At 42.6% G+C, this 20,506-nt stretch carries 17 protein-coding genes; 5 read left to right on the forward strand and 12 right to left on the reverse strand.

Features of this window, described 5'->3' with window-relative positions:
* Positions 1-599 precede the first annotated feature (599 nt).
* Both RMY27_RS20555 and rpsT read right to left on the reverse strand, forming a co-directional pair.
* Positions 600-1,397, reverse strand: a complete 798-nt coding sequence (locus RMY27_RS20555; RefSeq protein WP_322666270.1) for a TatD family hydrolase — start codon at positions 1,395-1,397, stop codon at positions 600-602.
* Positions 1,398-1,474: 77 nt separating this feature from the next.
* Positions 1,475-1,771, reverse strand: coding sequence for a 30S ribosomal protein S20 (gene rpsT, locus RMY27_RS20560; RefSeq protein ID WP_322666272.1), 297 nt, complete (start codon positions 1,769-1,771; stop codon positions 1,475-1,477).
* 733 nt (positions 1,772-2,504) lie between these two features.
* On the opposite strand from rpsT, the gene hisD reads away from it, so the two are divergent.
* Both hisD and RMY27_RS20570 read left to right on the forward strand, forming a co-directional pair.
* Positions 2,505-3,806 carry a histidinol dehydrogenase gene (gene hisD, locus RMY27_RS20565; protein ID WP_322666274.1) on the forward strand — a complete coding sequence of 434 codons (1,302 nt, stop codon included), beginning with the start codon at positions 2,505-2,507 and terminating at the stop codon, positions 3,804-3,806.
* A gap of 409 nt (positions 3,807-4,215) precedes the next feature.
* Positions 4,216-4,641: a universal stress protein gene (locus RMY27_RS20570; RefSeq protein ID WP_322666276.1), complete on the forward strand. Its 426-nt coding sequence runs from the start codon at positions 4,216-4,218 to the stop codon at positions 4,639-4,641.
* 372 nt (positions 4,642-5,013) lie between these two features.
* Here the strand turns inward: RMY27_RS20570 and RMY27_RS20575 are convergent, their stop codons facing one another.
* Positions 5,014-5,400 carry a hypothetical protein gene (locus RMY27_RS20575; RefSeq protein WP_322666278.1) on the reverse strand — a complete coding sequence of 129 codons (387 nt, stop codon included), beginning with the start codon at positions 5,398-5,400 and terminating at the stop codon, positions 5,014-5,016.
* 141 nt (positions 5,401-5,541) lie between these two features.
* On the opposite strand from RMY27_RS20575, the gene hslO reads away from it, so the two are divergent.
* Together hslO and RMY27_RS20585 are read left to right on the forward strand one after the other, a co-directional pair.
* Positions 5,542-6,441 carry an Hsp33 family molecular chaperone HslO gene (gene hslO, locus RMY27_RS20580; protein ID WP_322666279.1) on the forward strand — a complete coding sequence of 300 codons (900 nt, stop codon included), beginning with the start codon at positions 5,542-5,544 and terminating at the stop codon, positions 6,439-6,441.
* A gap of 160 nt (positions 6,442-6,601) precedes the next feature.
* Positions 6,602-8,674, forward strand: a complete 2,073-nt coding sequence (locus RMY27_RS20585; RefSeq protein WP_322666280.1) for a chromosome segregation ATPase — start codon at positions 6,602-6,604, stop codon at positions 8,672-8,674.
* Positions 8,675-8,858: 184 nt separating this feature from the next.
* On the opposite strand, the gene RMY27_RS20590 is transcribed toward RMY27_RS20585, so the two are convergent.
* The 7 genes from RMY27_RS20590 to RMY27_RS20620 all read right to left on the reverse strand — a co-directional run bounded on the left by RMY27_RS20590 (position 8,859) and on the right by RMY27_RS20620 (position 17,199).
* Positions 8,859-9,737, reverse strand: a complete 879-nt coding sequence (locus RMY27_RS20590) for an NAD(P)-dependent oxidoreductase (protein WP_322666282.1) — start codon at positions 9,735-9,737, stop codon at positions 8,859-8,861.
* A gap of 412 nt (positions 9,738-10,149) precedes the next feature.
* Complete coding sequence (locus RMY27_RS20595) at positions 10,150-11,328, reverse strand: class I SAM-dependent methyltransferase (protein ID WP_322666284.1); 1,179 nt, start codon at positions 11,326-11,328, stop codon at positions 10,150-10,152.
* Between the two features lie 47 nt (positions 11,329-11,375).
* The gene (locus RMY27_RS20600) at positions 11,376-11,708 is read right to left on the reverse strand and encodes a DUF433 domain-containing protein (RefSeq protein ID WP_322666285.1); all 333 of its coding nucleotides are present in this window, start codon (positions 11,706-11,708) and stop codon (positions 11,376-11,378) included.
* Positions 11,709-11,797: 89 nt separating this feature from the next.
* Positions 11,798-12,187: a VOC family protein gene (locus tag RMY27_RS20605; RefSeq protein WP_322666287.1), complete on the reverse strand. Its 390-nt coding sequence runs from the start codon at positions 12,185-12,187 to the stop codon at positions 11,798-11,800.
* A gap of 82 nt (positions 12,188-12,269) precedes the next feature.
* Positions 12,270-12,806, reverse strand: a complete 537-nt coding sequence (locus RMY27_RS20610; RefSeq protein ID WP_322666289.1) for a GAF domain-containing protein — start codon at positions 12,804-12,806, stop codon at positions 12,270-12,272.
* Between the two features lie 1,290 nt (positions 12,807-14,096).
* Positions 14,097-16,004 carry a 1-deoxy-D-xylulose-5-phosphate synthase gene (gene dxs, locus RMY27_RS20615; protein ID WP_322666291.1) on the reverse strand — a complete coding sequence of 636 codons (1,908 nt, stop codon included), beginning with the start codon at positions 16,002-16,004 and terminating at the stop codon, positions 14,097-14,099.
* A gap of 748 nt (positions 16,005-16,752) precedes the next feature.
* A complete protein-coding gene (locus RMY27_RS20620; protein ID WP_322666292.1) occupies positions 16,753-17,199 on the reverse strand; it encodes a hypothetical protein in 447 nt (148 codons plus the stop codon).
* Between the two features lie 262 nt (positions 17,200-17,461).
* Here RMY27_RS20620 and RMY27_RS20625 point away from each other — a divergent pair, with 262 nt between their 5' ends.
* A complete protein-coding gene (locus RMY27_RS20625) occupies positions 17,462-17,644 on the forward strand; it encodes a hypothetical protein (RefSeq protein WP_322666294.1) in 183 nt (60 codons plus the stop codon).
* A 207-nt stretch (positions 17,645-17,851) separates the two neighbouring features.
* On the opposite strand, the gene RMY27_RS20630 is transcribed toward RMY27_RS20625, so the two are convergent.
* Together RMY27_RS20630 and glyA are read right to left on the reverse strand one after the other, a co-directional pair.
* A complete protein-coding gene (locus tag RMY27_RS20630; RefSeq protein ID WP_322666296.1) occupies positions 17,852-19,102 on the reverse strand; it encodes a competence/damage-inducible protein A in 1,251 nt (416 codons plus the stop codon).
* Between the two features lie 120 nt (positions 19,103-19,222).
* Positions 19,223-20,506: a serine hydroxymethyltransferase gene (gene glyA / locus RMY27_RS20635; protein WP_322666298.1), complete on the reverse strand. Its 1,284-nt coding sequence runs from the start codon at positions 20,504-20,506 to the stop codon at positions 19,223-19,225.

Raw genomic sequence — 20,506 nt, forward strand, 5'->3', positions numbered from 1 at the left:
TCAGAGACGCTACGCATAGCTTGCTTAAGATCAGGGAGAAAATTCGGCAGAGCTGCCCAACGCCTTGGCTCCCCAATGCCCATTTCAAATAGAATATCCAGTTAAAATATTCCTGAATTTGATTTACTTGCTTCACTTCCCCTCCAAAAAGCGCGTTAATTCGCTGACGCAGCTCCACACAGTGTGTTTTAAATCCACCCCGCTGGTTTATACTCTCAGTGATATTTTAGATATCCTAAGATTGAGGGAATGATCCGCACCTTGTCGATTTTGAATCAGAATCACTTCATTTTGCTGGATTGTACTCACAAGGCAATTTTTGTTTAACGATTTTGAATAGGTTCTAATACAAAGTAAACCGATGTTGTGCAAAAGTCTAGCTCAATTTAGTTTGGCACAGTTAGTCATGTGTGAAGAGCATCCGCTTGTAGAGATTTTGAGGATGGCCAAGCTATAACAGCATGGAAGATTAAGATGAGAAGTTTTATGCTCCTTCTTTTATCATTATGGCGCAAGCAAAATGTTTTTGAGGGAATAATACTAGCATATTTTTGTCCCCCTATAGATTTATTTTTTTTTACACAACTTCACAAAAGGTACTAGAACAGATTTGATATTGACAACCCAAATAATTCACAGGCATTTTGGGTGGTTTGATGGGCGATCGCCTCTACCGTTTCCTGACGCAGTTTAGCTATTTGCTCGGCTACATAAAGTACGTACGCAGGCTCGTTGCGCCTCTCGCCCCGTTTCGGAACTGGAGCGAGAAATGGGCAATCTGTTTCAATCAGGAGGCGATCGCTACTTACCATTGCAGCTGAGGATTGGATTGCTTTGGCATTTTTAAACGTTACTGTACCGCTAAAGCTGATATAGAAGCCTAAATCGAGAAACCATTGAGTTTCTTCTGGCGTTCCTCCCCAGCAATGCATTACACCCCGCACTCTTTCTCCTTTGAGTTGCCGCCACTTTTGCAACACTTCTTTGGTTGCCACCGCAGCATCACGGCAGTGGATAATCACTGGTAAGTTTAGTTCAGATGCGATCGCCAACTGGGACTCGAACACCATGTACTGTTGCTCATAGTTATCAGCTTTGTAAAAATCCAGCCCCATTTCCCCAATTGCTACTACATTCGAGTCAGAACTCGCTAAAGTTTTGATTTTCTCGGCTGTCTCGCTATTCCATTTATCAGCATCTAAAGGATGTAATCCTACAGCAAAACTAATTTCGGGAAACTCTTGGGCTATGGATTGAATACTGGAAAACTCCTCCGGGTGAACACAGGAATGCACTAAACGCACTACACCCGCTTCTTGCCACCGCGATCGCACTATGGCTAAATCCGGCTGAAAACTATCAAAGTTGAGATGTACATGCGTGTCTATTAGTTGCATCTTTTGTCCTTTGTTGTTTGTCCTTCGTCATTTGTCGTTTGTTTCGTTACCAATGACTAAGGACAAATTACCAATGACTACTCAGCTGTTTGTGTGAGGGGCTTTAGTCTGTGAGCCAATCTTGATTTTTTCCTTGCCCCATTGTTTGGGTGAAGAACACCTCGTTTGATCGCTTTATCAATTTTGCCGTAAGCCTCGGATAACCGAGCCTGTGCTTCTTGTTTTAATTCTGGGGTAGGATTAGCTGTATAAGCAGCTACAGCATTGAGGTATTTTTTCATCAGCGTCTTGACTGCTGATTTGTAAGATTTATTACGCAGTCGGTTACGTTCTGCGATTTGGGCACGCTTAAGAGCAGACTTTGTATTCGCCACAGTCAATTCCAAAAATACGATTATTAATTATGTACACACACTACTAGACTTACTAATATAGCATCCAAATTGCCAATGTTATAATTTCCTAAAAAAATTATGGGATTAGGTATTGGGTATGAATGAAGATCGTCAATATTATTAGTTCCATAGTCTCTACTCGCCAATTCAGTATTTCGTCAATTTAGGAAATGCGTTAAAATAAAATACATCTAAATAAATGTCACCCTAACTCATCACAACCTGATTAAGCAATGTGATTGCCAATAAATATAATTTGTCCGTAAACCAGATGTATTATTTAGAGGCAGGAACTATAAAGAGCTAAATCTCAGAGGTTCTCAAGTATAGAGCCGATATATCGTGCCTGTACACACATTAACTAGTAAAAGTTAGGGAAATAAGTAAAAATTATACTCAAACCCTAACCCCTGTAAATTCACGGGATTGGATGTGTAAACATACCATCTGCACCCCCCAAGGATTGAGGAAAGGGTGTAAGGAAAGTGGGAAATGGCACACCTGCTTCCAGCCGCTGGCCAGTCAAGGCTTGTCGGATTGAGCAATTAAGTCGCCTTCTCAAGCAAACTATACGCTGGTAGCCTTGAGAGTATCAAAAAAATCCAGGTTAAGCTAGAGAAGAGAATTAGAGTCAGCTTGCACACCCCAGTGGGTCAAGAGCAATACTAAATCTCAGGTGGCAATATTATAATTTTGGCATTGTCCTTACTCCATGCTGCGAATTATTACTCAGCAGGCAGACGTTAGAGCAGAACTACAACGGATCTGCGATCGCACCCATGACGAACAGGTACTTCACAAAGAAGCAACGGTGCGGGAAATTTTGCAAGCAGTGAAGCGCCAAGGCGACAAAGCTGTATTGCATTACACGGACGAATTTGACAAACAAACCCTGAAAGCAGAAGAACTCCGAGTTACAGGCTCGGAACTGGATGCAGCCTATCAGCAGGTATCAAAGGAGTTGTTGAGTGCAGTTCGGCTAGCTTGCCGCCAAATTGAAGCGTTTCATCGTCAGCGAGTACCAAAAAGCTGGGTACACTTTGGTGACGATGAAGTAGTACTGGGCAAACGCTACACCCCTGTAGACCGAGCCGGGTTGTATGTGCCTGGTGGCCGTGCTGCCTATCCCAGTACAGTGCTGATGAATGCAATTCCGGCTCATGTTGCTGCTGTACCGCACGTGGTAATGGTAACACCACCAGGCCCAGGGGGTGCTATTAACCCAGCAGTCTTGGTAGCTGCCCAAGAAGCAGGGGTGCAAGAAATTTATCGTATTGGGGGCGCACAAGCGATCGCCGCTTTAGCTTATGGTACAGAAACGATTCCGAAAGTGAATGTGATTACTGGGCCTGGTAACATTTATGTCACCTTAGCGAAAAAACTTGTCTACGGCACTGTCGGTATTGATTCTTTGGCAGGCCCCAGCGAAGTGCTGGTGATTGCCGATGAAACCGCAAATCCGGTTCATGTAGCTGCTGACTTGCTAGCCCAAGCCGAACACGACCCAATGGCGGCAGCCATTTTGCTGACCACAGATGCTGCTTTGGCAAAAAACGTACAATTAGCCTTGGAAAGACAGCTAGTCGATCACCCACGGCGAATAGACACAGAAAAAGCGATCGCTCACTACGGCTTGATTATCGTTGTGGAATCGCTCCAAGCAGCAGCAGAACTCTCAAATGAATTTGCCCCCGAACATCTGGAATTAGAAGTCAAAGACCCTTGGGCACTCTTACCACAGATTCGCCACGCTGGGGCTATCTTTTTGGGTTACTCAACACCAGAAGCTGTAGGAGACTATTTGGCAGGTCCTAATCATACCTTGCCAACTTCTGGTGCTGCCCGCTATGCTTCGGCATTGGGTGTTGAAACTTTTCTCAAACACTCCAGTATTATTCAATACTCCCAAACCGCACTGCAAAATGTGGCTGGTGCTATTGATGTGCTAGCAACAGCAGAAGGTTTACCTTCCCATGCTGATTCAGTCCGACGCCGAATTCAGCAAGAAGAGTGATTTGGAATGCTTAATTTTTTCTGATAAGCCAGTGCTGAGTAAAAATCCCAATTCCTAGAACATTTTCATGCATGGCTGTGAAACTTGTTTCATCGGGACTACCTTGAGTCACCCTTTAAGCGTCCACAAGTCGGGTATTGTAAACAGACACGAGTTTCTGGGAGAGGGTTTTCCTCTCCCAGAAACTCGTGAAAAGTTTCATTCTCCAGAAAAGTTGCTACAACCTCTTCACATGAAAGTGGCATAAAACTCACTGACCTATGGCGTAGCCTTAAATATATAAACTTACAGCTATTTACCTGAAAATAGCTGTAAGTTGTCAGATAAAAAATTAGTTTCGTGTCACTGCCGACTAATTTTGCTAGATACTTATGTATGTAAGGGGTCTACTCTTTAGGAGACAAGAGCAGTGCTAAATAGTGTTTTGGTAGCTCTGGACGGTTCGGATATTTCAGAACGAGTAATTCAAGCTTTAGATAATTTAGTGTTTTCAAAAGACGCCAAGGTTATTCTTTGTCATGTGTTTCTCACACCAGAGTCAGAAATGGAACTACCTGCTGATCGCCCTCAGCCAGAGTCCCCAACATTGTCTTATTTTCATATTGAAAAGCAACTGCAATTATATCAGGAAAAGTTATCAGTCAAAAGTGAGTTAGAGTTAGTAACTGGCGATCCCGCTGAAGAGATTATTCGTCTTGCCAATATTTATAAAACTGACTTGATCATAATTGGCAGTCGGGGGTTGATGGGGATGAAACGAATTGTTCAGGGTTCTGTTAGCAGTCAAGTTGTAGAAGAGGCTAATTGTTCAGTGTTAGTCGTAAAACCAAGGTAAAGATTTGCAAGGGGAAGCAATGGCTATAACCGCCCCAAAACTAATTTTTAAAGAATACTTGAAATATGATGGTTCTGATACCCGCTATAAAGTGGTCAAGGGAGAACTAATTCCCATGAGTCTAAAAAGTGGGCAACACAGTGCATAAGAGTTTAAGAATTTTAACCTATGCAATTCTGTGTCCTCAGCGTTTGGAGTCGTTAAATAAATTATTTTGAAACCGCAGAGGAACAGAGGAGGACACTTGCATAAGCGGGTTTCCCTAATTGAGCAAAGTGTCCGTGGCGCAAGAAGAAAAAAGAGATTTTTCGAGTTACCTTGAAAGGGCTAGCTATAGAGACAAGGAAAATCTCCTTTTCCGGTTCAGTCGATTCAACGTTCTTGAGTTGCTAAAAACTGACGCAAGCTCAACAAGCTGAGTGTTTGACCCAAATTTAAGGGCAAAATTGAAATTCCTTCCAAGCGGGACTGTACCCAACCTTCTCCCCAGTACCATTCGTGGAACCCATCAATCCCTCCGCTTAGTACTAAGCGGAGGCAGTTGGATTTGACAACGTTTACTTGATGATGAATCGCGACTGGTCCAGTCCAGGTTGTAAACTGGAATCCGGGAATCAGTTCTTCTGGCATTCCTGGCGCAAAACGTTGTCCTAAAAGCCATTTTTTTAGTTGCACGGGATGCAGCAGACTGTCACGAATTGCATCTGTTGATGCTTCGATTTCGATCCGCAGTTGGCTTTGTTGAAAATTACCCAGCATTTTTCTCGAATTACCTAAAGATTAAGACATCGCTATTTCTAATATTGCAAATATAATCACTGATTATGACTAGGTGACTTTTCTCGCAGCAGAGAACTTAGAATAGAAAAAGCGAACTTGTTAAGAAATGTAAGGTTATTCATGGCGGATCAGTTAATTCGTGCAACAGCAGCCGAAGGTGGAATTCGTGCCGTAGGTGCGATCACCACACGTTTAACAGAAGAAGCACGGGGGCGCCACAAGCTTTCTTATGTGGCAACGGCAGCACTAGGTAGGACTATGACGGCGGGCTTGTTAATGGCTTCTAGTATGAAGCGAACTGGATCGAGGGTGAATGTCCGCGTTAAGGGCGATGGGCCTTTGGGTGGCATATTGGTAGATGCAGGCTTAGATGGTACGGTACGTGGATATGTCGGGAATCCATCTATAGAATTGCCTCCCAACGCCAAAGGTAAATTAGATGTTGGTGGTGCTGTGGGTAGCGGCTACCTCTACGTTGTGCGAGATATCGGTTATGGTTATCCTTACTCTAGTACAGTAGAACTAGTTTCTGGCGAAATTGGTGATGATGTAGCTCATTATCTCGTGAATTCCGAACAAACACCTTCGGCTTTAGTTTTAGGTGTGTTCGTGGGAGCAGGCGGAGTAACTGCTGCTGGAGGATTATTGGTACAAATATTGCCCAAAGCCGCCAGAGACGAAGCCTTAGTAGAAACATTGGAATCACGGGTAGCTGGTCTAGCAGGATTTACGCCATTATTGCAAGCTGGCAAGACGTTACCTGAAATTTTTGGTGACTTATTGGGAGATATGGGGTTGGAAATCTTTTCCGAACGCCAAATGTTGCGCTTCCACTGTGGTTGCTCTTTTGATCGCGTTTTGGGGGCACTGAAGATTTTGGGAGAAGCTGAACTACAAGATATGATTCTTAAAGATGATGGTGCTGAAGCAACTTGCGACTTTTGCGGCAACGTCTACCAGGCAAGTAGCGATCAGTTAGCTCAACTAATTTCCGATTTGCAAGCCGAATCTGCTATTTGAGGATAAAGTATAAAATAGCACTGATTTTTGAGATTGATAATGGTACTCTGTGGAGAGAGATAATCAAAAAAGTAGCTTTTTAATGATGAGAAAGTTACTATGTCAACAATGGAATTATCAACCTAAAACAGAGCGCTATTCAATTATTTTGGTGTGAGAGATGACAGAGCGGGATATTCCAGACAGTTGGTCTTCAGCCAGTGGAAGAGAGCCAGATCAAAACAAAAGATTATCCCGAACAGAACAATTCGGTGAAACTCAGCCATTTGATGTCCCAGCTACTGGTTCTACCTCCAAGTCAGTGAAGCGGCGAAAAAAAAACCATACGAAAGGATCATCTATAAAGAGTCATTCAGAAGAAACTGCCCAACTCAGTAGTAGTAGGAAATGGCCAGGCTGGATGAAAAGCTGGACATTGTGGCTAGTACTACTAATGTTGATTCCCGGCAGTGTAGGATTTTTGGCAATGGCGATGCTGCTAAAGTTGCCAACTGCCCCTAATTGCCCATCGATTTTCTGGCCGCTAGCTAGTGCTTCTGTGCGGCTACATTGCGCTCAGTTAGCGGCTTCTAAGCAAACAGTGAACGACCTATTGCAAGCGATCGCTCTGGTGAAGCAACTACCACAAAATCACCCGTTGCATGGAGAAATCGATCGTTTCATCGAAGAATGGTCGCGGGATATTTTGAAGCTAGCCGATCAAAGTTTCCAAACAGGGAATTTAGAGGAAGCGATCGCTACTGCTCAGAAAATACCCGAAGATGTAGCAGCTTATAAATTAGTCAATGAACAAGTTGACAAATGGCAGTCAATTTGGTCAAAGGCTGAAGCCACATACAACGGTGCGATCGCCGAAGTAAAGGAACGGCGCTGGCAATCGGCGTTCATGTTATCCGCTAAAATGCTGCGCGTAGACAATCAATATTGGGCGGGTACTAAATACGACCAATTGAATCGTATAATTGCCACAGCACGGGAAGATGGCGATAAGTTAGGAAAAGCCGAAAGTTTAGCAAACAGCAAAGTAGTCGATAAGATCCTAAAAGCGATCGAGTTAGCGGAGTCCATTGGGCAGGAAAGTTACCTTTACCAACAAGCTCAGGAAGCGGTTCCGGCATTTGGACGTAAAATGCTGGAATTAGCACAGGCGAAACTAGATAAGCAGGATGCGGATGAAGCGCTGAATATTGCTAGGCAAATACCGGAAAGTACGAAACTACAAGGCGAAACTGATGACTTTATTGCCATAGCTGACGCGAAAAGGAGTGCTTGGATCGGTAATGTTTCTGGTTTAGAGGCAGCGATCGCTCAAGCACAACAAATCGATCCTTCCAGACCAGTGTATAACGAAGCACAGCAACTAATTGCTCGTTGGCAGTTGGAAATTGAAGATGTTGCGAATCTGGAAAAAGCAAGAATATTGGCTAGCCAGGGAACAGTCCCTAATTTAACAGCTGCGATCGCTCAAGTACAGCTGATTCCTGCTAGTAATCCTAGAGGCGCAGAAGCTAGGCAAGAGATAGGTCGCTGGAATGCCCAAGTGGAGACAATTGAAGACCAACCTTACTTAGACCGCGCCGAACAGATAGCAATATTCGAGGATATTAACTCCTTGCAAGCTGCGATCGCCCAGGCCAGCGAAATTCGTAAAGGTCGTGCATTATATCCAGAAGCACGGAAAAAAATTCGTACTTGGGTAGGAAAGATTGAGCGAATTCAAGACCAACCTTACTTAGATCAAGCACAAGAACTGGCCCAGAGTGGAAATCTCACCGCCGCCATTAACACAGCTCAACAAATTGCCTCATCGGGAAGGGCGCTTTCACAAGAAGCACAAGCTGCGATCAATGAGTGGGAAGGGCAAATCCGCACTAGAGAAAACTGGAAAAAAGCCCAGGAAGTAGGGGCAGCCGGCACTCCAGAAGCCTTAGTTGAGGCAATACGACTGGCGGATCGAGTTTCAAACAATAGCATCTTACGTATGGATGCAAATCAGGCTATTGACCAATGGAGTCAGCAATTGTTAGAAATTGCACGGACTCAAGGTCAGTCTGATATTGCTAGAGGCATTGACATTGCCAAATCGGTTCCACGCGGTAGTGCTGCTTACAGTGCAGCACAAGAGCAAATTAAGGCTTGGCAAGATTTTCTCAATCCTCAACCCGAACCTCAGCCTTCGCCTGTGCCTGAATCTCTACCATTCCCTCAATCAACTACTATTAATGGTCAGTGATCGTCATACCATCTAAACTAAATAGTCCACCTTGTCGTAGTCTCCAGTTGTGTCTGCGTGATAGTATTTTTACTGTCTTGAGTAAAGGTTAAAGGGTAAAGAAAAATTTCATAGTTTTACCCTTTAACCCTTACCCTTTTCCCCACAGTCTACTGACTTCAGGCGTGAGATGAGCTTAAACTCTTTATTCCCCGATTGCTTCTCCCCATTCCTTAATGACAGAAAATAGTGATGAGTAATCATCATCAGCAAATGACATTTTTACGGCCGTTTGCAAAATTTGCCGCACTCCTTTAACACTGCTGAGATCCAAATTCTGAGATTTAGCTTCTGAGATAAATAATTCCGTATCTTTAAGCAAGTGTTTTGTGGGGAAATTGGGATCGGCATAATTGCCATCTAACATCCGTTGTAGCTTTTTGTCAAAGGTAGGTGCGTAGAGGGGACTGTCACGCAAAATTTGCATAAACACATCGACATCAACACCTTGACGCTGGACAAAAGCTAAACTTAGAGCAAAGCTAGTTGTTAGAGAAGCTATTAGTTGATTTAGTGCCAATTTAAGCGCCGCCGCAGATCCCACTGGCCCGATAAGTAAAGGTTCTGTGCCAAAATTTTGGAGTAATTTCAAGTGGCGTTCGTATTGTTCTGGCTCGGCCCCTACCATAACACTTAACTTGCCAGCTTTTGCTTCTGGGATACTCCCTAATACGGGTGCTTCTAAGTACTCACCACCACCCCCAAGAACTGCATCTCTAATTTCTTGGCTTTCTGTGGGCGTAATTGTTCCCATTTGGATGATCGTACGTCCTTCCAGAGTTTGCCAAGCAGTGTCTGAAAGCAACACATTATAAATGGCTGGGGCATTAGTCAGCATGAGAATTACGCACTCAGCAGCACGAATGGCGTGGCGGGGATGTGTAGCAATTTCAGCCCCAGCTGCTTGTAGTGGTGCTAATTTTTCTGGGGTACGATTGTAGGCAACTAGCTGTATATCTGCGGCTAATAACCTTTGAGCCATTGGTAGTCCCATCAGTCCAGTTCCCAGAAATGCCACCTTCATTTTTTACGTTCCTTTAATACAGCGTCACCGATAGCGTTCGCATAGCAACTCTTAGAGAGGCTGCGCCAACGCTTAGAGCGAGTCATCGAGATTCATAGCTCATTATGAACATCGCATTGTTTGATTCAAATTTAGTTGGGAAGTAGTTATTTGAAATTTAAGATATAATCCTAAATTCCAGTTTTTTTACTTCCTAACTCTTGCAATCAACCACCGGCAGCAAAAGTCAACATAATTATCACTGAAAGTAAAAGACCGGGGGTAAGTAGTGTTGCTAGCATTAACAGGTCATGAGTGGACATAATTATTACTTTGGTAGTGTGTTTAACTTTACAGTAATCACTGTTATGCTAGTCTAAATAAGACTGATACTGCATTCTTAAATAGAGTTTTAACTTTTCTTTCTTTACGCTTACTCTGGCAGGATCAATCCTTTTAATCGTTGAGAAATTTCTGTATTGTCCAGACCTTTGCTCTGAATTAAGACTCCAAAGCCGCCGAGTCCTGTGGGATCTATAAGTTGGTGTAGTGCGTCCCGATGCTGTAGTAACCGCGAGAGAGGTTGCTTTTGCTCGGAAAGGGCTGCAATACGATCGCCTAACCCCAACGCCATCAAAAATAATCCCTGCTGGATAAAACCAACATTCTTTAAATTGTACTTTTCACCCCAGCGTTCCAAAGCTGTAAAATCAACATGGGTAGTGATATCTTGTCGCCCAATATTAATATAAGGGTTGTCATGGAAACGGTGGTGATAATAGCACTGTAACGTTCCCTGCGATCGCCTGGGATTATAGTAACGACTGGCGGGGTAGCCATAATCAATTGTTAACACATAGCCGCGCTGCAAGCGGTCTGCTACTATACTCAACCAGTCACCAGCCGCTAAATTAATTTCACTACGGTAGCCATCTGGATATGCACTTTGGGTCAAGTCAATTCCCAGGAAATCCAAATGTTCAGCTAGTTGGAGCGTTGAAGGTTCCCCTGTGACTTCTACAAATGATGAGCAGGTTTCTTTCTCGTTACTATCTGTGGTTACATAAATTTCTCGGAGTTCTCCCGTGTCTAGGATGAATTGATGCACGGGGAACGCATCTACTAACTCGTTAGAGAAAAAGCAACCAGCGATCGCATTTGGTGGTATCTCCTCTAAATTACACCAACGCACAGGGAAATCTTGCAAGCGTTGCTGCTGTTCTTGTCTTAAAGTTGGGGACTTTTCAACAATAATGTACTCTAGCGCCGTAAAAAAATCTGGGTAGTGCTGTTGATGATATTTAAGGATATGTAAAGCTAGCAGTCCTTGACCTGCTCCCATTTCTACCAGAGAAAAGGGTACAGGTTTTCCTAAAATCTCCCACATCTGAAAAAATTGTTCTGCTAGTAACTCACCAAAGTCAGCGCAGAGGTTAGGAGAGGTAAAAAAATCACCACCTTTAAAGCCAATTTTGAGTGCATCGCTGGAATAGTAGCCGTATTCAGGATGGTATAGTGCCAAATCCATGAATTGGGCGAAAGTAATTCGTTGCTGAGGACTGGTGGTAATATGATTTGCGATCGCTGCACACAGCAAAGCATTAGAATCCATAAAATTTCAGATTTTAGATGATCAGCCAAGAAACGCAGCATCGTAATTTACCCTTGTGGGTTGCGTCTTGCTAAAAGGCGATCGCGCAATCCAATAGGATTAAAACGCTTTTCAGCTTCCTGTTGAACCTCCGTGGCAAGTCTTTGACGCTCTCGAAGGTAGGCATCAACCTCGGCTTGGTGTTCTAAGTAATAACCAATCACAAAATAGATATCGCAAAGGTGAAGCGATGGGTACTGTTCTCCGATCTCTTCTGCTGTAGCCCCTTCAAGGAAAGCTGTAATGACTGTATCTATAGTGATGCGGGTTTTGCTAACTCTAACAATGCCACTTGCATCAGTTACACGGGGAATCGGGGTAACAGTAGGAATAAGTAGCATTTTAATATCTAGGCAGTGCTGTTTTCCTATGGCCAGTATAAGCCAAATCTAGAAGCAGCCATCTAGATCAATAGAAAGCAATTTGCTACTTAGGCACTCACCAACGACACCAGCACACCATTGGGATCGCGGACACGAGCAATTGTTTGTCCCCCAGGCTGGGTTTTAGGAGCATCTAGTGTTTTTGCACCTGCCCCGATCGCTCTCATGTAAGCGCTGCCAACATCAGGAGTAATAAATGATATTTGGATTAATGGCGGTGGTTGTGTGGGATCGTTCGGATGGAAGCCACCAGGAAATAACTTCTGTGCTTCGCTACTAGAGGAAAAAGCTAGTGTAGTGTTTCCGGTTTCGATTTCCGCCCAGATAGATTGTCCTTTATCCTGGAGAGTACGGCGAACTAGACCAAATGCTTTTTCGTAAAACTCAACTGTTTTAACTACATCATCTACCCAGATGACCGTATGACCAAATTTCACAGTTTTTTCTCCTTATCTAGAAAAATCAGTGCTGGCGAGGATTTCTGCTACTTAACTGTATGCTATTTGAATACACAGTAACTTAACTCTCTAGAATATTACGATCTGTTGCGAGAGTTTGTGCCCCTGTTTGCATCATTTCTATATCTGATGGCGACCAATCATGAGGCCCTTGACAGTGATGTGCTACTAGTAATCCCCATAATCCTCTAGGTATGACAATTGGTGCAACTAAGTTGGCGCGAACCTTCATACTGAGGAGAAAGTCTCGGTGACAAGGCTGGATTGGCTCTAATTCAATATCAGCGATCGCCTTTACTCGTCCTCTTAAGTATAAAGCAGCATACTCGTTGTTAAAACAATCATCTGGGCCAGTGGAACCCAGAATTGAGAACTCTTGAGAACTCAAAGATTCAAAAGTCACCTGCCCTTGCCACTGCCCGTAAAAATAATACAACACCACCCGATCAACCTGAAGCGATTCTCTGAGTTGATTGGTTGTTTGCCGCACTAACTCATCGCGCTGGATTGTTTTAACAAGGCGATCAAGCAAATTTTGCAAACCTTGTTCAGGGCGATCGCGGCTATGGTTAAATTTCGAGTGAGGATGAATTTGCACGGTTCTAAGATGACGACTAAGTAAATGCTGCCGGATTTATATAGTAATTTATTACACTTTATTTAAATACATTTTTGTATTGATAGCAGCAATTCAATTTTAACAAAGCAGAATACTAGTAAACCTCTTCGTAAATTTAAAATAAATTCTTAAGAAGTTGCAATTTTTAATCTACGCTAGGGATGATTTAAAATTATAAATTTAAAGTTAAGAATATTGAAATTTTAAAGATAATATGCATATTGAGTTTTTTATAGCATAAATTATTGATTGCAATCTAATGTGCAAGTTTTCACCAAATCACAAGTTAGTTTGTATTCATAGTTACAGAAAATCATCAGTCAATATAGTTCAGATAAAACCAAAACACTTGTAAAGACGGCGATTTATCGCGTCTCGAAAACCCAAAATTTTTTACCGATAGTCCTTAACCCAAGCGTATTGCCAGCTATCTTTGCTTTAATGAGTTAATGCAACTCTTTGTGATTCTCCAAACATTGGGGCAAAGTTACGGTAAGCTTCTATTACCAATTTTTATAAGCGGCGGCTTTATTTGTACAACTATGATTTTTAATTGTCAGGTATATTTGCTGATTACTTTATCAAAATGCCTAATTGCTTTATAAAAATGCCCGTTTACTTTCTTAAAATACTGAAATGCTTTCTCAAAATAAGCTTTGACTTACTCAAAAGAAGCTTTTGCTTTCTCATTTTAGTGTTTTCCGCAAGCAAAAGCAGCTTTGACTTACTCAAACCCCAGTTTGCTTTCTCATTTTGGTGTTTTCCGCAAGTAAAAGTAGCTTTGACTTACTCAAACCCCAGTTTACTTTCTCATTTTGGTGTTTTCCGCAAGCAAAAGCAGCTTTGACTTACTCAAACCCCAGTTTGCTTTCTAATTTAGGTATTTTCCGAAACATAACAAAGACGCGATAAATTGCTGTCTCTACAATAATTAGCCCTTTGTAGAGATGGCGATTCATCGCGTCTCTTGCTTTAACCGATCATGGGATAAGAGATTTGATGTTCAATCCCCAGACACAGCAAACGATGTAATTATCAAATTATCGTTAAAGATATTAACTCCCAACAAAGTTCAAGCCGCCATCTGGGATTTGGGAATTAAAGAATAATCAGGCTCAGGATCTCCAGAACTAGCAGTCATGAAAGAAAAATCGGCTTTAATTTTATTGCAATTTGTGAAGAGTGAGTATAAATATCGATGGCTAATATTCTCATAAAAATAACCCCCATAACAGGGGTTATTTTTAGATAATACTGTTGATAAGTAAACTAAACCACAGCAGATACTTGCTGTTTAAAGAAAGCTTGCAACACTCTCTCTGCTATTTGATGACTAGTTAAACCTAGTTCTGTCTTAGATTCGTTAGGTTCAGCATGATCCACCAATACATCTGGTACACCAAATCGCTTGACAGGAACGAGAATATCTGCATCTAGTAAAGCTTCGGCGATCGCAGAACCAAAGCCACCCATTACACAGCCTTCTTCTAAGGTGACAACACGGCCGATTTTCTTCGCTAAAGGTAAAATCAACTCGGTATCCAACGGCTTAACGAAACGAGCATTAATTACAGTTGCTTCAATGCCGTGTTCGCTGAGAATTTCAGCGGCTTGCATTCCTGGATAGACCATTGTGCCATAAGCGACGATTAACACATCATCGCCTGTACGCAGAATCTCGCCTTTGCCGATTTCCAAAGGTTCCCAACCTTCCTCCATCAAGGGAACGCCGTAGCCATTGCCACGCGGGTAGCGCATTGCGATCGGTCCACTGGTATGCTCAACACCAGTGACTATCATGCTTTGCAGTTCTGCCTCGTCTTTGGGTGCCATGATTACCATGTTGGGAATACAACGCAGATAGGCAATATCATACATACCTTGGTGAGTGGGGCCATCAGCACCGACAATTCCTGCCCGATCCAAGCAGAAGAATACTGGCAGGTTTTGGATGCAGACATCATGAATTATTTGGTCGTAGGCGCGTTGTAAAAAGGTGGAATAAATAGCAGCAACGGGGCGCATTCCTTCGGTTGCAAGTCCTGCTGCTAGAGTAATTGCGTGTTGTTCCGCAATGCCGACATCTATATATTGATTCGGCAGTTTTGCTTGAAGTTTATCTAAACCTGTCCCCGTCGCCATAGCCGCAGTAATGCCAACGATTTTCGGGTTTTGTTCGGCAAGTTTTACCAGAGTGTGAGAAAAGACTTTGGCATAAGCTGGGGGTTTGGGTTTATTAGAAGGAATGGCTTTGCCAGTTGCGACGTTGAAGGGGCTTTGGGCATGGTAGCCAACTTGATCTAGTTCAGCAATTTCATAACCTTTGCCCTTAATTGTTGCTACGTGTACCAAGACTGGGCCCGTTATCTGATGTGCTTGTTGGAAGGTGGCAATCAATTCTTCGAGATTATGCCCATCCACTGGTCCAATGTAGGTAAAGCCGAGTTCTTCAAAAACTGCACCTACCTTTGGAACAGCCAAACGCTTCATACCTTCTTTGATGCGTCCAAGTTCGGGTGACAGGGATTCACCCACAAAGGGAATTTGCTTAAACTGTTCCTCAAGATTATCTTTAATAAATTGCACCGGTTGGCTAAGACGCATTTTGTTGAGATAGCGAGGAATCGCGCCGACGTTGCGAGATATGGACATGTCGTTGTCATTGAGAACAACCAACAGGTTCGTTTTCGGCATATGTCCCGCATGGTTGATGGCTTCTAAAGCCATACCCCCAGTGAGTGCGCCATCGCCAATCACAGCAACGGCTTTAAATTTTTCCCCTTTCAAGTCTCGCGCTAAAGCCATACCCAATGCGGCTGAAATACTTGTAGAAGCGTGTCCAGCCCCAAAGTGGTCAAACTTGTTTTCACCCCGCTTGAGATAACCTGCAACTCCATCCTTTTGTCTAAGGGTGTGGAAGTGATCGTAACGTCCTGTAAGCAGTTTGTGGGGATAAGCCTGGTGTCCTACATCCCAAATCACTTTATCCCGATCTAAGTCCAGTGTTTGGTAAAGTCCTAGTGTTAATTCGACAACACCCAACCCTGGTCCTAAGTGTCCACCATTAACTGCTACTGTTTGAAGATGCTTATCTCGAATCTGACGGGCAATCTGTTGCAGTTGGCGAACAGATAAACCGTGCAACTGATTAGGATGGGTGATTTCGCTCAGATGCATATTATAAGGTTTTCCTCTCTAACTTCGAGTCTCGGTATTTTGATTTTCCCACGGTCGGGTTGTCCACAGAATCAAACTCTTACATTGTTACTAAGTTGTAGTGGAAAGTATAACTTCTTAATTGATAATGGAGAAAAATTTGTTAACCATTAACAATTCGTCAAATTAAATTGCAATCAGTTAATGTTATAACACATTTGCCAATAAGTAATGCTACTTAAAAATTGTTTTTCATCAGTATAGAAAAACAATTTTTCTAGGAGTAGTTTGCGGAAGTTCCCTAAGCAGATTACTCAATTTTGCCATTTCTAAGTTAGTACAAACGAAAGTCAAATATTTTATTTACAGCTACATATCTAGCATAATTGCTAGTAAATATTTAACTATAGTTTCTACTCTTGTTAGTTGCCAGCAGCTAATTTTATCAACGATCGCTAATTCTTATAACTGTGACAAATATGTATCTAAAGCTACTTGATTATTCGAGCTAACTTTTTTTATTATATATCTCGTTAAGAGTCTCCAACTGGAAACGAGGCATTAACTACAACCCCTTATAGGGATGCAGAGCTATCTGTGTTACCCTACCATAATGTTTAACTACCTGTAAATTGCTGTAATAGTATTGATGTAACCTTAGATTTTCCGAAATTACTGGCAAACAACAATATTTCCGACCTCTTTAAGAAGTCGGAAATTTGAAGCTTTCGATTTTTACAAATCCAATAGGATTGCTATATCTATATCTCTATTTACCAAAAGCATCTTTAATGTTTTCAACAGTACGTTCAACAACATTCTTGCTGTTGTCTACTGCTTCTTTAGTCCGAGATGCATCTTCATTTGCTCTCTTCTGAATTGTAGCGGCATCTTTCTTGGCTTTGCGCTCAATAAAGCTACCATTGTCTGTTGCTTGGTCAACTTTACTAGCATTGCTTTTAGCAGCATCTTTAACTTTATCTGCTGTATCATCAATGAAATTTTTGGTTCGTCCAGCATCTCTACTAGCTTTCTCTTGGGCGCGATCGCTTGTGTCTGAGGATGCAATCAAGGTTGCAGCAGGATCGGCCATTGCTGAGGTGTTCGAGAAAAATGCACCTTGCCAAACGAAAGCGATCGCTAACATACAAAACAGCGCTGTGGCCATCCAGCGTTTTACGGTGGAAAACTGTTTTGCAACATAATTGGATTTCATACAATACAATCTCATGTGATTTAGTATACTATTTTTACTTCATTTAGCTTATTAGCCATATCGATCTCTAGATAGAAGTTCTGGCATCAATAGTTATGAGATAAATTCACTATTTTGATAGATTGAATTTTGAATAAAGATTATTTTATATCGTTAAAACTAGAATTAAACAGTTTACAGACTTTGTAAATGAGCGATACCTACGATAAGCTACGCTAACAAAGCTAGAGAAAAGTTAGCGATCGCCCTTTAGTCAATTAACTTGCGATCGCTTCCAGTGGGCAGTTACGCCATCGCAACTGACTTTTTACGATTGGGGCGTTTGCGTCCTGATTTTTTATTCAGTCCGATATCTGATGAGTGGTACAACTACTACAAAATAAATGCTGAGTTTCAATTAGAAATCCCTTGGAAGCGGGGTGCAGAAATCACAGACAGAAAGTGAACAGAATGCTATGGCAATTCTTTTGTTCGTGCTAAAACTGCTGGTAATACAACTCAATAGCAGACTTAATCACATCCGTTACTGCTTGATTAGTCTGCTGTTAAATAAAGGCTAATTTTTCAGCATACTCGTCATCTAATTGTGCATTAATTCGCATCGTTAGGTTCGTTTGCCATACAGATTGTATGACAAACATAATATACCTGACTACTTGCTCAACAACTTCCGGCGCAGATTATCCAACGCTGCATTCGCACTTACATGACGAATTAAAGTTCGACCTCGCACAGTTCCAAACTGATACTCAAAACTTGTCACTTCATCCTTTGGCCCGGCTAAACCAATGTAAACTAAACCCACTGGCTTCGTATCTGTCCCTCCAGTTGGACCAGCAATTCCAGTAATACTCAGTCCCCAAGTTGTTTCAAGGCGGGTTTTGACTCCAACAGCCATTTGCTTTGCAACGGTAGCACTTACCGCCCCAAATTTATCTAAATCTTCCTGGTTAACCCCCAGCAGCTTAACCTTCACCGAATTGTCATAAGAAATTACTCCACCCCAAAAGTAATCAGAACTCCCAGAAATCTCAGTCAACATTTGCCCTAAACCACCGCCAGTGCAAGATTCTGCCACTGAAAGCGTTTCTTTTGATGCCCGCAACAACTGACCAACTACGGAAGCGAGAGTATCATTATTAACGCCATAAAAATCCAGCCCAGCAATTTCTTTAAGTTGTTTTTCAATGGGCGCAATTAGGGCTTCTGCGGCTGCTTCTGAATTTGCTTTTGCACAAACTCGCAATCTTACTTCCCCCTTACCTGCATAAGGGGCAACTGTGGGATTGGCCAACTTTAAATACGAAGCAACCTTTTCCGCTAAAGCAGATTCACCAATACCCCAAAACTTTAAACTCCGGCTGTAAATAATTTCTTTACCCCAACCTTGACTTTTGAGAAATGGCACAGCTGTTTCTTCCCACATCGCGTGCATTTCGCTGGGAACACCGGGAAAGGTAAAAATCGTGATTTGAGGACGAGGTTGCCAAATGATGCCGGGTGCTGTTCCAGTGGGGTTAGGTAAAATTTCTGCACCTTGGGGAATCAAAGCCTGTTTGCAGTTACTTGGTGACATAACCCGACCACGTTGGGCGAATTTCTGGGTTATGTCTTCGATTATGTCAGAACGTTCTACCAACGGAACTTTAAAAAAATCGGCGATGGTTTCGCAGGTGAGATCATCTGGTGTGGGGCCGAGTCCACCAGTGAAAATGAGAATTTGCGCTCTGGAAATAGCAATTTTTATAACTTGCTTCAACCGTTCTGGATTATCCCCAACCACTGTTTGATAGTAGTGGGGAATACCTAGTTGCGCTAATTGTTGCGCCAAGAATTGAGCATTGCCATTGAGGATATCTCCTAGCAATAATTCAGTACCAACACAAATAATTTCTGCACTCATTAGATAGTTAGGAGTTAGAAGTTAATAGTTAGAAGTTAATAGTTAGAAGTTAATAGTTAGGAGTTAATAGTTCAATATTTAAAACTCATCACTTCTAATTCTTAACTCCTAACTATCATGTCAGGCTAATGCTGGTACAGGAAGTTCCAGGTGAGGATATAAGGGGAAGCGATCGCACAATGCCGCTACCCGTTGACGACAGTCTTGGGTTACTACGTCGGAATCTGGAGAAAGTAAGCGATCGCTAATAATATTGGCAATCTCGGTAAATTCTGCTACTCCTAAGCCCCGTGTGGTCATTGCTGGCGAACCTAACCTCAGACCGCTGGTAACAAATGGGGACTGCGGATCAAAGGGAACAGTATTTTTGTTAGCAGTAATATTTACAGTACTAACTAACTGATCTGCCTGCTTACCAGTTAAACCGACAGAACGTAAATCCACGAGGATTAAATGATTATCAGTGCCATTTGACACTAGCTTTAAACCTCGGTTTTGTAGTTGTTCTGCCAAAGCACGAGCATTTTCAATCACTTGGGCAGAATAGGTTTTAAATTCAGGCTTTAGGGCTTCTCCAAAGGCTACTGCCTTACCAGCAATGACGTGTTCTAATGGCCCGCCTTGAGTGCCAGGAAAAACAGATTTATCTAGCTTTTTACCTAGTTCTGCGTCACTGGTCAAAATTAAACCACCTCTAGGGCCGCGTAGAGTTTTATGGGTTGTTGTTGTTACTACGTGACAATGAGGAATGGGATCAGGATGAAGACCACTAGCAACCAAACCAGCAATATGGGCAATATCGGCAAGCAAGTAAGCACCGACTTCATCAGCAATACTACGGAACTTTTGAAAGTCAATTATACGGGGATAAGCCGAATAACCACAAATCAGCAGCTTAGGACGCTCCCTCAACGCCAGCTCCCGAATTTGATCGTAGTCAAGTTGTTCTGTTTGTTGACTGACACCGTAGTGGCTAACTTGGAACCACTTACCTGAGACATTTACAGGTGAACCGTGGGTAAGATGTCCCCCATGAGACAAATCCATCCCCATAATTTTGTCTCCTGGTTCTAACAGCGACAGAAACACTGCAAAATTGGCTTGTGCGCCAGAATGAGGTTGCACATTCGCATGAGCAGCGCCAAATATCTGTTTAGCACGATTGATTGCTAGCTGCTCAATTTTGTCGACATACTCACAACCGCCATAGTAGCGTTTACCAGGTAATCCCTCGGCATATTTATTTGTCAGTACCGAACCTTGAGCCGCCAGTACAGCAGCTGAGGTAAAGTTTTCACTAGCAATCAACTCCAAGTGATCTCGTTGACGCTGTAGTTCGTCGTTGATTAACCCTGCGATCGCCGGATCGCTCGAAGAAAGAAAGTCTGAATTAGTCCTAGTCAC

The sequence above is a fragment of the Nostoc sp. DedQUE09 genome (assembly GCF_034530915.1).
Classification (GTDB): Bacteria; Cyanobacteriota; Cyanobacteriia; order Cyanobacteriales; family Nostocaceae; genus Nostoc.